The sequence below is a fragment of the Flavitalea sp. genome, from assembly GCF_035489435.1.
GTDB lineage: Bacteria > Bacteroidota > Bacteroidia > Chitinophagales > Chitinophagaceae > DATHKG01.
Window position 1 is genome coordinate 18,506 of sequence record NZ_DATHKG010000106.1, and the last position, 11,721, is coordinate 30,226.

Consider the following 11,721-nt stretch of genomic DNA (forward strand, 5'->3'; position numbering starts at 1 on the left):
GATTGTGATTATTTAATAACCTCGCCGGATTTTTTTGCTATTCGTACCAGTTTACCATTTTCGCGGGTACGTTTTACTTTTGAAGGAGCGTTGCTTTTTGCATCCCACAACATTACATTGGAGATATGCACAGGCAATTCCTTTTTAACGATGCCACCTTTAGTATCACGGGCAGAAGGTTTGGTGTGTTTGGTAACTACATGCACTCCTTCTACTAGTACCTTTTCAGTTTCCGGAAATACTTCCAGTACTTTACGGGGTTTGTAGACAACCTTGCCACTGTCGTCTTTCCTGGGGCGGGATGCACCTGAAATAACAACAACCATGTCACCCTTCTTGATATTAAACTTGGCTTTGAATCTTGTACTCATTGTTATATAATTTGTCTCTTAATGAGAAATTGTTGGTCTGTTGTGATGTCAATGATCGTTGCCTCTCATTGTTGATCGCCTAAAGAACTTCCGGGGCGAGGGAAATGATTTTCATATATCCCTTATCGCGCAGTTCCCTGGCAACCGGCCCGAAAATACGGGTACCGCGTGGCTCATCAGAAGCGTTCAATAAAACAACTGCATTGTCATCGAAGCGGATATAAGATCCGTCTTTACGACGCAGTTTATTTTTTGTACGTACGATAACCGCTTTGGTTACTGTTCCTTTTTTAATACCACCGGCAGGGATCGCGTCCTTTACAGTTACTACGATCTTATCTCCGATTTTAGCATAATCCTGGCCGCTATTCCCTAATACACGGATACATAACACTTCCTTGGCGCCACTATTATCAGCTACATTTAATCTGCTTTCTTGCTGAATCATCTTTTTACGATTTGAGAATTGTGGTTAATGATTATTTCGCTTTTTCCACCACTTCAACAAGTCTCCAACGTTTGGTCTTGCTTAATGGACGGCTTTCCATGATCTTTACAACATCACCGATAGTGCACTCATCCTTTTCATCATGAGCATGGAACTTGGTAGTCTTTTTAACGAACTTACCATAGATAGGGTGTTTTACCCTTCTTTCAACAGCTACCGTGATAGTCTTAGCCATCTTGTTGCTGGTAACCACACCGGTTCTTATTTTACGCAAATTTCTTTCTTCAGCGCTTGTTGTATTTTCAGCCATTGTTATAATTTATAAATTTGAAAATTTGAAAATTTGAAAATGAAAGCTTGTAATCATCAGCAGTCTTCAAATTTTCAGATTCATTTATTTTGATTCTACCTCTTCTTTCTTTGATTGAAGAAAGGTTTTGAGACGTGCGAGATCCTTACGCAGATCACGGATACTCATTGGATTCTCCAATGGAGAAATTGCATGAGCGAATTCCAGTTTCTTAAGACGTAACTCATCTTCCTGGATTCTCGCCTTCAGATCTTTTGCACTCACATCTTTCAGGCTATTTACGAATTCGATTCTCTTTGACATCTTATGCTAATTGAAAAATTTGACAATTTATTTGGTGATCACATCCGCCTGGTAATCGCGGCGGGTAATGAACTTTGTTTTGATCGGCAGTTTCTGAGCAGCAAGATGGAAAGCTTCTTTCGCAACTGTTTCAGTAACACCGTCGCACTCAAATAAGATACGTCCTGGTTCAACTACAGCAGCCCAGAATTCAGGGTTACCTTTACCTTTACCCATTCTCACTTCCTGTGGTTTGCGGGTAATTGGCTTGTCAGGGAATATACGGATCCAAACATTACCTTCTCTTTTCATAGCACGGGTCATTGCCTGGCGTGCTGCTTCGATCTGGCGATTCGTCAACCAAATAGGTTCCATAGCTTTCAGAGCGAATGAACCGAATGAAATGGAATATCCGCGTTTTGCCACTTCCCGGATGCGCCCTTTCTGCGCTTTCCTATGTTTGGTTCTTTTTGGCTGTAACATCTATCTAAAATTTGAAAATTTGAAAATTGGATGATTTATTATCTACTATCTTCTTCCACCGCCGCCGGCCGGGCCTCTTCTGTCACCACCGCCACCACCGCCTCTGTTGCGGTCGCCGCCTGGTCCGCCGCCTCTGCGATCACCACCACCTCTTCTGTCACCGCCACCACCACGCGGATCTCTCATATCATCATTCGGACGATCTCTTCTGTCACTTACGTCACTCTTACCACCAACAAAATTCGGATTCAGATCACGTTGTCCAAGAACTTCACCTTTACAGATCCATACCTTGATACCAATCTTACCATAAACAGTAAGTGCAAATACGTTTGCATAATCGATATCCATGCGAAGTGTATGTAAAGGAGTACGTCCCTGTTTGATTTCTTCCGAACGTGCGATTTCAGCACCGCCCAAACGACCACCAACTTTGATCTTAATACCTTCAGCACCCATGCGCAGTGCAGAAGCTATTGCCATTTTGATAGCTCTTTTATAATTGATACGGTTTTCAATCTGGCGCGCGATAGTATCACCTACAATCATCGCATCCAGTTCGGGACGACGGATCTCCAGGATATTAATCTGAACATCATCCTTACCGGTTAATTTCTTCAACTCTTCTTTAATACGGTCAACCTCACCACCACCTTTACCAATGATGATACCTGGCTTGGATGTATGAATGGTTACAATCAGTTTATTAAGCGTGCGCTCAATAACGATCTTGGAGATACCACCCTTATTGATACGCGCCATCAGGTAAGTTCTGATCCTGTTGTCTTCGATCAACTTGGTAGAGAAATCTCTTTTGTTACCATACCAGTTAGATTCCCAACCGCGAATGATCCCTAACCTGGCACCAATAGGATTTGTTTTCTGACCCATTTATTATAATTTGATATGAATTATTTAGTTGTTGTCTTAGTATCTACAATCAGGGTAACATGATTACTGCGTTTACGCATCCTGTATGCCCTGCCCTGTGGAGCCGGTAACATTCTTTTCAACGTTCTTGCACCATCTACAAATACTGTCTTTACAATCAGGTTAGCATCTTCTGCACTTTCGTTCTCGTTCTTCTGCTTCCAGTTGTTAATTGCGCTCAACAATAATTTGTGTAAAGGTGTGGCAGAGTGTTGTGGATGGTATTCCAAAAAAGCCAATGCCTTTTCCACTTCCACGCCGCGGATTTCATCAGCCAGTAAACGCATCCTGCGTGGCGATGTGGGGTAATTTTTAAGTTTAGCTACTGCTTCCATTTTTATTATGTTTTTCCTCCTTCGCCAAGGCTCCGGCGGACGCTGTCCTCCTTTACCTTATGCCCAGGTAAGTATTACGCTACTTTTTTACTTGAGTGACCTTTGAAGTTCCGGGTAGGTGCAAACTCCCCGAGTTTATGACCAACCATAAATTCAGTCACGTAAACGGGAATGAATTTGTTACCGTTGTGCACAGCAAAAGTATGTCCCACGAAGTCCGGTGTAATGGTCGACCGGCGGCTCCATGTTTTAATCACACTTCTCTTGTTTTTACCTTCGTTAATCGCCAACACTTTTTCTTCAAGTCCGGCAGCTACGTAAGGGCCTTTTTTAATTGAACGAGCCATGGTAATTTGAAAGTTTGAATTTGAAAATTTAAATTACTTCGCTAATTTTTTACCCTTCTTGGTCTGGATAATCAGCTTATCGCTTCCTTTTCCTCTTTGACGTGTCTTCAAGCCCTTGGCGTATTTACCAGTTCTCGAGCGCGGATGGCCACCTGAAGCTTTACCTTCACCACCACCCATCGGGTGATCTACAGGGTTCATCGCAACACCACGTGTTCTTGGAGTTATACCTCTCCAGCGATTACGCCCGGCTTTACCCATTGTTTCAAGGTTATGGTCGCTGTTGCTAACGATTCCAACAGTTGCGTATCCATTAACCAACACTTTTCTCAATTCACCGGAAGGCATTTTCAATACTGCGTACCTTTCTTCCTTATTTGTCAGCTGGGCAGAGGAACCAGCGCTTCGAGCCAGTTTACCACCCTGACCTGGTTGCATTTCTATATTGTGAACATTTGTTCCCAGAGGAATATTCTTCATCTGTAAGGCGTTTCCAATTTCTGGTGCAACATTATCACCTGAAATAACAGAACCACCAACCTGCAAACCCTGAGGCGCGATGATATAACGTTTTTCGCCATCAGCATAATGCAGCAATGCAATAAAGGCAGTACGGTTTGGATCGTACTCAATCGTTGCAACAACTGCAGGAACATTTTTCTTATCTCTCTTGAAGTCTACCAAACGATACATCTTCTTGTGACCACCGCCCCTGTAGCGCATTGATCTGCGACCCTGGGCATTTCTGCCTGCGGTAGATTTAGTGCTTTCAAGAAGGCTCTTTTCCGGTGTATCACTTGTTATCTCGGCAAATGCATTACCAATTCTCCAACGAGTTCCTGCGGTAATGGGTTTGTATTTTCTTAGTGGCATGTTTTAATGCTTATTCGGTTTTTAAAATCTTAGTCAATTCTTTGCGGCGATTGACTCGCCATTCTTATCAGATGTCCGCTTATTAAATGTTTGCGTACAGATCTATTGTTTCACCTACGGCTACTTTTACATATGCCTTTTTGTAAGCTGGCTTACGGCCGGAGATAACTCCTGCTTTGGTGAATCGTGATTTTGCTTTTCCGGGAACTACCACCGTATTTACTTCGATAACGTTTACCCCGTAAAACTCTTCGATCGCTTTTTTGATCTCAAGTTTATTTGATTTCCGCGCTACGCGGAAAGCGTATGTACGGCTGCTATCAGAAAGCTTATTGCTTTTTTCAGTAACGATTGGTTTTACCAGAACTTCTGCGAGTCTCATATAACACTCTATTTGAAAATTTATAATTGTCATCCCGTACTTACGGGAGGGCTATTTATGCTTCAACTTCAGCTTCGTCTTCAGCGAAAATTTTTGCTGTACTTTCAGTCAATATCAACACATCTGCATTGATAAGATCGTAAGTGTTGATGTCTGCGAGTAAAGTACCATTCACTTTTGGAATGTTACGTACACTCAGGAAAAGGTTATCGTTATCTTCAGGATAAACAAACAACAACTTCTTTGAAGCGATGTTGAGTCCTTTCAGAATGCCGAGAATTTCTTTTGTTTTTGGTACTTCCAGGTTGATATCTTCAACAATCATGATTGCATTTGCTTTTGCCTTATAAGACAATGCGCCCATTTTAGCAAGATCCTTAACCTTACGGTTAAGTTTGAAATCATAATCACGTGGTTTTGGTCCGAAGATAGTACCACCACCCTTGTTCAAAGGACTACGGAGATTACCTTTACGTGCACCACCGGTACCTTTCTGGCGATGAAGTTTTTTGCTTGAACCTTTAACTTCAAGACGTGTCTTCACTTTATGCGTTCCCTGGCGTTGTGCAGCAAGATGCTGTTTAACCGCCAGATAGATTACGTGATCGTTCGGCTCAAGACCGAATATTTCATCAGGCAACTCAACAGAGCGTCCCGATTTTTCACCTTTTATATTTAATACATCTACTTGCATCGTATCCTATTATTTCTGAATTAAGACAATTGATCCATTATGACCAGGAACCGAGCCGGTAACCAGTAAGTAATTCTTTTCAGTAAAGATCTTAACGACTTTCAGTCCTTTAACCTTTACACGGTCACCACCCATACGGCCGGCCATACGCATACCCTTGAATACACGAGAAGCATCAGAAGAGTTACCGATAGAACCCGGAGCTCTCGAACGATCGTGCTGACCGTGCGACTGACCACCCACACCGGAAAAACCATGACGTTTTACAACACCCTGGAAACCTTTTCCTTTAGTGGTTCCTACGATTTCAACTTTATCTCCTTCAGCGAAAATGTCTACAGTGATTGTTTCACCGAGTGTTTTCTCAAGAGAGTAATCGCGAAATTCTTTTACAAACTTTTTTGCTGCTGTATTGGCTTTAGCGAAGTGATTTTTTTCGGCAGAGATAGTGTGTTTCTCGTTCTTATCGCCGAATGCTAACTGGATAGCGTTGTATCCATCGGTTTCTGTAGTCTTTACCTGGGTCACTACATTAGGACCCGCTTCAATAATGGTGCAGGGGGTCTGCTTACCATCGGGGCCGAAGATGCTGGTCATCCCAATTTTTTTGCCAATAATTCCTTTCATTGTTAGTACAATTTGTGCCTTCGAAAGGTTGAAGAGACATTCGCAAAATGACTGCTGTGCAATCATTGGCAACTTCAATCCCCGTTTGCCGCCGACCTTTTCCGATTTTCCCACTTGTGGGAGAGGAAGTACCGACGGTAAACTAACCTCGAAGGGCTAGTTCATATTTTAATTTTGTTTACCAGGTTCCTGTTTCCAGTTACCCTCTCCCAGCGCTGTTTTAAGATTACTCTGTTTACAGATAGGATTGAAAGAACTTCTTTTATAGAAAAACCCTGTCAGTATTTAATAACCCTGACAGGGTTCATCATTCATCATGCTTTGATCTCAACATCAACACCGCTTGGCAGATCGAGCTTACTAAGCGCATCTACTGTACGTGAAGACGAAGTATAAATGTCCAGCAAACGCTTGTGCGTGCACAACTGGAACTGCTCACGACTCTTCTTGTTTACGTGCGGAGAACGCAGAACCGTAAAAATCTTTTTACGTGTAGGTAAAGGAATAGGTCCTGTAACTACCGCGCCTGTTGTACGCACTGTTTTAACGATCTTCTCGGCAGATTTATCTACCAGGTTGTGATCGTAAGACTGTAATTTTATTCTGATTCTCTGAGACATATGCCTAAATCCAATTTTTAATTGGGAGTGCAAAGGTAAGTGCAATCTTGTTATCGGCAAAAGAATTCTGCACTTTTTTCCAAAAAACTGAACAATTCCTTTACTTCAACCTTTTCTACCTGCACCCCAGATTCGATTAATAATGTAATTGCATCCCGGTTTCCCCTTTACGCCAACCTCTATTGTCTAAAATCCGGGGCGCAAATATAAAGTATTCGTTTCTTTTTACCGGCCTCCGGGCGGACAATTTTTCCGTAAGTACTCTGTATACAATGTCGACAGGTGAGTTCCGGTACCTGCCCCCTCCGAAATACCATGAGTGCGGTTCGGGTATGACATCAACTGGAACTGGCGATTGTGTTTAACAAGCTCATTAATAAGCATTTCAGCATTGTTATAATGAACATTATCATCGCCGGTGCCGTGAATGTACAGAAGGTTTCCTTTCAATTTAGATGCATAAGTTATCGGTGAGCCATCCCTGAAATCCTCCGGATTTTCCTGGGGCAATCCCATATAACGCTCCTGGTAAATATTGTCATAGGTCCGCTGGTTAGCCACTGCCGCGACGGCAATCCCGGTTTTATAAATTCCCGGGTATTGAAACATCAGGTTGAGCGTTGCGGAACCCCCACCACTCCATCCCCACACTGCAATCCTGGAGGTATCAACAAATGACCATTTCAAAATTTCCCTTGCGGCACTTGCCTGATCGGAAATATTCAGACGCCCGATTTTCCGGTAAACAGATTTTCGCCAGGCGCTGCCTTTAGGAACCGGTGTTCCCCGGTTATCTATACTGATATAAATATAACCGTCTGCAGCCATATCACCCTTGTAAAGCCAATTGTTGCTTATTCCATACACGTCCCGCACTTCCTGGCCGGCAGGTTCGGAATACACAAAAAACACTACCGGGTATTTTTTTGAAGAATCAAAATCCGATGGTTTTACCATCCAGCCGTCCATTTCAACTCCGTCAGCTGTTTTAACCCTGAAAAACCTGGTTTTTGCTTTAGTACTGTCTGCTTTGCTCAAAGCCTCATTTACCTTATTCTCTGAATTGATCCCTTTATGATCTGAAACTGTGATCATTTCCTGCACTGTTGCTGTATAATGATTAGAGAAATTGTGCATGGCATACAGTGCGCCAGGGCCCATATCATAACTGTGAGTACCATTCTGATTTATGGGCGTTATTCTTTGAAGTGTCCCTTTGCCATCAAGCCTGGCTTTGTATAGATAGCTCTGTGTCGCATTATCCGGAGAAGCCGTGAAGTAGATAAAACCTGTCTTTTCATTTATCCCGGTAATATCAATAACATCGTAATTGCCCCTGGTGACCAGTGTTTCTTTTTTGCCATCCCGGCTAACCCGGTAAATATGCCGCCACCCGTCTTTTTCGCTTGTCCAAAGAAATTCTTTACCCTGGTTAACCCAGTCCCATCCTCCCCAGATATAATCATTATCCCAGGAAGGCTGAATGTCGATCCACGCAGAATCTTTTTCCTTATAAATAATATCATGCTCACCGGTAGAAGCGTTGCAAAGAATCAGGTTTGATTCGTTTTGTTTCCTGTTTAGATGCTGAACGATAATCTCCTGGTTATTGGCTGCCCATTCCATTCTGGGCAGATAGGAGCCGAGAGAAGGATCAGTAGGCAAATTCATCCATTTTGTAGCGGCAGAAGCAATATCAATCACCCCGATTTTGAAAGGTGATGGCGGTTCTCCTGAAATCGGGTATTCAACCGGCACGGCGAAAGGATAGATGGAATCTGTGTTGTTGACCATGAGATAATCTTTAGTACGCCGCGCATCGATCTGCCAGAATGCGATCCGGCGACTATCCGGGCTCCAGCGGAATCCGTCACGGCAAAAGAATTCTTCCTCATAGACCCAGTCAAAAGTTCCGTTTATAAGTTTCCTGTTTCCATCGGAAGTAAGCTGTATTATCTTTCCGGTCGCCACATCTTCTGCAAAAATGTTGTACTCACTCACATAAGCTACTGTTTTTGCATCGGGGGAGAACTTCGCAAACATTAGTGAAGAAGCTGGTAATCCGGCTCCCAGCTTTCTGAAAGTATTTGATTTGAGATCCAGCACCCAGTAATCACCACGGGTATTGAGCCTCCAGACTTTTTTGGTATTTGTAAAAATCAAAACCTTGTCGTTGGAGGATGTAAGCGAAAAAGATGCCGGCACAATGTATTTTGATTCTCCGGCAGGTTTCAACTTTTCCTTGCTTACCAGTACTGTCCTTGTTTGCGCAGGAAGCTGGTATTGTACAATCTCTCCCGCCTCAATCCGGTAATAAGAATCTCCGGATTTGGCCCATTTCAAATTTCCCTGCCCTAATGCTACTGACGAACAGCAGGCTAAAAACAATAAGAACGGAACAGGCAAACAAAATAAGTTTCTTACCATAACAAGTTTTGTGGAATTTTTCTCAGGGGTGTAAAATTAGTTCAATGCCCGCGAATTAAAACAAGAAACCCGGACTGAGCCGGGCTTAATAGTGAACGAAATTTGAACCTTTATATAGAAGGGTATATTTTCAAAGGGACTGAGTTGAATTACCGATGGTACCTGCCACGTTGCCAACTGCCCGGCACCCACACATAACCGTGATGAGTATCTCTCCAGTATCCTCTTGAATAACGATGTCCACGGCGTGGCATTGCCCAGTATCCATCCTGCCAGGCATAATTCCGGCCCCGGCCTACCCACTCACCTTCAATCCAGATATGCCTTGGTGATGGAGCCAGCGGGTGAATCCTTACTTGTGGAACCATGGGTCTTACTCTTACTACTATCTGGGCTTCGCTGGCCCAGGACATTCCCAGTAACATTGAACTAACCAGGAAGAAGCGGGTAATATTCTTTTTCATTGCCAATAGTTTTATTATACCTATTGGAAGGTCAGCGGATTTTAAAGTTTAAGGCAAAGGATGGTATTAACAGTTTGTTGTAAAATCAGTTATAACTACAAAAAAACGCCCCTCACATAATGTGGGGGGCGTTTCAAATCTATAACAATAAAAGCTTAGTCAACCTTTGCTTTACCCTTCACCTTGGCTACCACTTCTTCAGCGATATTGTTTGGTGCAGGTGAATAATGACTGAACTCCATGGTTGAAGTTGCACGGCCTGATGACAATGAACGGAGCTGTGTTACATACCCGAACATTTCACTCAATGGCACCTTTGCTTTAATTACCTGTACTCCATGTTTGCTGTCCATACCTTCCAGCATACCACGACGACGGTTAAGATCACCCGTAACATCACCCATATACTGGTCTGGGGTCAACACTTCCACTCTCATGATTGGTTCCAGCAAAGTTGGTTTTGCTTTGCGGGCAGCTTCACGGAAACCTTGTTTTGCACAAAGCTCGAAACTCATCGCATCACTATCCACAGCGTGGAAACTACCATCAAATACACGCACCTTCATATTATCAAGCGGATAATTTGCCAATACACCGTTTTTCATTGCCTGTTCAAAACCTTTCTGAATCGCAGGAACAAACTCACGTGGAATTGAACCTCCGAAAATATCATTTACAAACTGGTATTTGCCTTTGTCTTCTTTCAGGAATTCTTCATCAGCAGGTCCGATTTCAAAAATGATATCGGCGAACTTACCACGACCACCGGTTTGCTTTTTCAGTGTTTCACGGTGTTCAATTGTTTTTCCAAGAGACTCTTTATAAGCCACCTGTGGTGCACCCTGGTTGATTTCAACTTTGAACTCGCGTTTCATACGGTCAACGATGATCTCCAGGTGAAGTTCACCCATCCCCTGGAGGATAGTCTGACCGGTTTCTTCGTCTGTGTTTACACGAAGAGTCGGATCTTCTTCTACCAGTTTAGCAATTGCCATTCCCATCTTATCAACGTCAGCCTGAGTTTTTGGCTCGATAGCTATCGCGATAACCGGTTCAGGGAATGTCATTGATTCAAGAACGATCGGTTGATCTTCGTTGCACAATGTATCTCCTGTTTTAATATCCTTGAATCCTACAGCTGCACCAATATCACCAGCCTCGATAAAATCGATCGGGTGTTGCTTGTTTGCATGCATCTGCATGATACGGCTGATTCTTTCATTTTTGCCGGTACGTGTGTTAAGAACGTAACTACCGGAATCCAGTCTTCCTGAATATGCCCGGAAGAAAGCGAGACGACCCACAAAAGGATCGGTCATGATCTTGAAAGCCAAAGCTGCAAAAGGTCCCTTTGGATCTGCTGTCCGGGTAACTTCTTCACCGGTATCAGGATTGATTCCGGTTACAGCTTCGATATCCAGTGGTCCTGGAAGGTAACGAACGATTGCATCAAGTGCTGTTTGAACACCTTTATTTTTGAAAGATGAACCACACATCATGGGAATGATGGAAATATCGATAGTCGCTTTACGGATGGCCTCATGAATCTCTGCTTCAGTGATTGTATTAGGATCATCAAAGAATTTCTCCAGGAGCTTGTCATCGTAGTCAGCAACAGCTTCAATCAAATGTTGTCTCCATTCGTCAACATCAGCCTTCATATCTTCAGGAATAGGAACTTCATTAAAAGTCATTCCCTGGGTTGCATCATCCCAGATCATTCCCTTCATGGTAATAAGATCTACCACGCCTTTGAAACCATCTTCAGCACCAATTGGCAGCTGTAATGGCACAGCCTTGGCACCCAACATTTCCCTCACCTGTTTTACCACGTTAAGGAAGTCAGCACCGGCCCGGTCCATTTTGTTTACGAAACCGATCCTTGGAACTTTATATTTATTTGCCTGGCGCCAAACTGTTTCAGACTGAGGCTCAACCCCGGAAACAGCACAGAAAAGTGCCAGCAATCCATCCAGAACACGCAATGAACGTTCAACCTCAACGGTGAAATCCACGTGTCCGGGTGTATCGATGATATTAAATTTATATTGATGGGTATCTGCTACCTTTTTTCCCTGAACCATCGGGAAATTCCAGAAGCAGGTTGTTGCTGCTGAAGTGATTGTAA

The 11,721-nt window shown here is 43.2% G+C and carries 16 protein-coding genes; all 16 read right to left on the reverse strand.

Annotated elements, in window-relative coordinates:
• Positions 1 to 8: 8 nt before the first annotated feature.
• Positions 9 to 371 (reverse strand): 50S ribosomal protein L24, encoded by a 363-nt coding sequence (gene rplX, locus VK664_RS17510; protein ID WP_461399988.1) that lies wholly within the window; start codon positions 369 to 371, stop codon positions 9 to 11.
• A 79-nt stretch (positions 372 to 450) separates the two neighbouring features.
• Positions 451 to 819, reverse strand: a complete 369-nt coding sequence (gene rplN / locus VK664_RS17515; RefSeq protein WP_167290996.1) for a 50S ribosomal protein L14 — start codon at positions 817 to 819, stop codon at positions 451 to 453.
• A gap of 31 nt (positions 820 to 850) precedes the next feature.
• Positions 851 to 1,129 (reverse strand): 30S ribosomal protein S17, encoded by a 279-nt coding sequence (gene rpsQ, locus VK664_RS17520; protein ID WP_458925944.1) that lies wholly within the window; start codon positions 1,127 to 1,129, stop codon positions 851 to 853.
• An 84-nt stretch (positions 1,130 to 1,213) separates the two neighbouring features.
• Complete coding sequence (gene rpmC, locus VK664_RS17525; protein ID WP_461399989.1) at positions 1,214 to 1,432, reverse strand: 50S ribosomal protein L29; 219 nt, start codon at positions 1,430 to 1,432, stop codon at positions 1,214 to 1,216.
• A 27-nt stretch (positions 1,433 to 1,459) separates the two neighbouring features.
• Positions 1,460 to 1,894, reverse strand: a complete 435-nt coding sequence (rplP, locus tag VK664_RS17530) for a 50S ribosomal protein L16 (protein ID WP_461399990.1) — start codon at positions 1,892 to 1,894, stop codon at positions 1,460 to 1,462.
• Positions 1,895 to 1,939: 45 nt separating this feature from the next.
• A complete protein-coding gene (rpsC, locus tag VK664_RS17535; protein ID WP_461399991.1) occupies positions 1,940 to 2,785 on the reverse strand; it encodes a 30S ribosomal protein S3 in 846 nt (281 codons plus the stop codon).
• Between the two features lie 20 nt (positions 2,786 to 2,805).
• Positions 2,806 to 3,159: a 50S ribosomal protein L22 gene (rplV, locus tag VK664_RS17540; RefSeq protein WP_458925948.1), complete on the reverse strand. Its 354-nt coding sequence runs from the start codon at positions 3,157 to 3,159 to the stop codon at positions 2,806 to 2,808.
• A gap of 74 nt (positions 3,160 to 3,233) precedes the next feature.
• Positions 3,234 to 3,506 (reverse strand): 30S ribosomal protein S19, encoded by a 273-nt coding sequence (rpsS, locus tag VK664_RS17545; protein WP_458925949.1) that lies wholly within the window; start codon positions 3,504 to 3,506, stop codon positions 3,234 to 3,236.
• A 33-nt stretch (positions 3,507 to 3,539) separates the two neighbouring features.
• On the reverse strand, positions 3,540 to 4,379 hold the full coding sequence (gene rplB / locus VK664_RS17550) for a 50S ribosomal protein L2 (RefSeq protein WP_461399992.1): 840 nt from the start codon (positions 4,377 to 4,379) through the stop codon (positions 3,540 to 3,542).
• A gap of 82 nt (positions 4,380 to 4,461) precedes the next feature.
• Positions 4,462 to 4,761, reverse strand: a complete 300-nt coding sequence (gene rplW, locus VK664_RS17555; RefSeq protein ID WP_461399993.1) for a 50S ribosomal protein L23 — start codon at positions 4,759 to 4,761, stop codon at positions 4,462 to 4,464.
• Positions 4,762 to 4,816: 55 nt separating this feature from the next.
• Positions 4,817 to 5,455, reverse strand: coding sequence for a 50S ribosomal protein L4 (gene rplD, locus VK664_RS17560; RefSeq protein WP_461399994.1), 639 nt, complete (start codon positions 5,453 to 5,455; stop codon positions 4,817 to 4,819).
• A 9-nt stretch (positions 5,456 to 5,464) separates the two neighbouring features.
• Positions 5,465 to 6,082 (reverse strand): 50S ribosomal protein L3, encoded by a 618-nt coding sequence (rplC, locus tag VK664_RS17565; protein ID WP_461399995.1) that lies wholly within the window; start codon positions 6,080 to 6,082, stop codon positions 5,465 to 5,467.
• Positions 6,083 to 6,396: 314 nt separating this feature from the next.
• On the reverse strand, positions 6,397 to 6,702 hold the full coding sequence (rpsJ, locus tag VK664_RS17570) for a 30S ribosomal protein S10 (RefSeq protein ID WP_458925954.1): 306 nt from the start codon (positions 6,700 to 6,702) through the stop codon (positions 6,397 to 6,399).
• Between the two features lie 225 nt (positions 6,703 to 6,927).
• The gene (locus VK664_RS17575) at positions 6,928 to 9,129 is read right to left on the reverse strand and encodes a S9 family peptidase (protein WP_461399996.1); all 2,202 of its coding nucleotides are present in this window, start codon (positions 9,127 to 9,129) and stop codon (positions 6,928 to 6,930) included.
• A gap of 149 nt (positions 9,130 to 9,278) precedes the next feature.
• Entirely contained in the window at positions 9,279 to 9,593 is a 315-nt protein-coding gene (locus VK664_RS17580; RefSeq protein ID WP_461399997.1) for a hypothetical protein, read from the reverse strand.
• A gap of 155 nt (positions 9,594 to 9,748) precedes the next feature.
• Positions 9,749 to 11,721 (reverse strand): elongation factor G (fusA, locus tag VK664_RS17585; protein WP_461399998.1); only part of this gene is annotated, 1,973 nt, incomplete at its 5' end.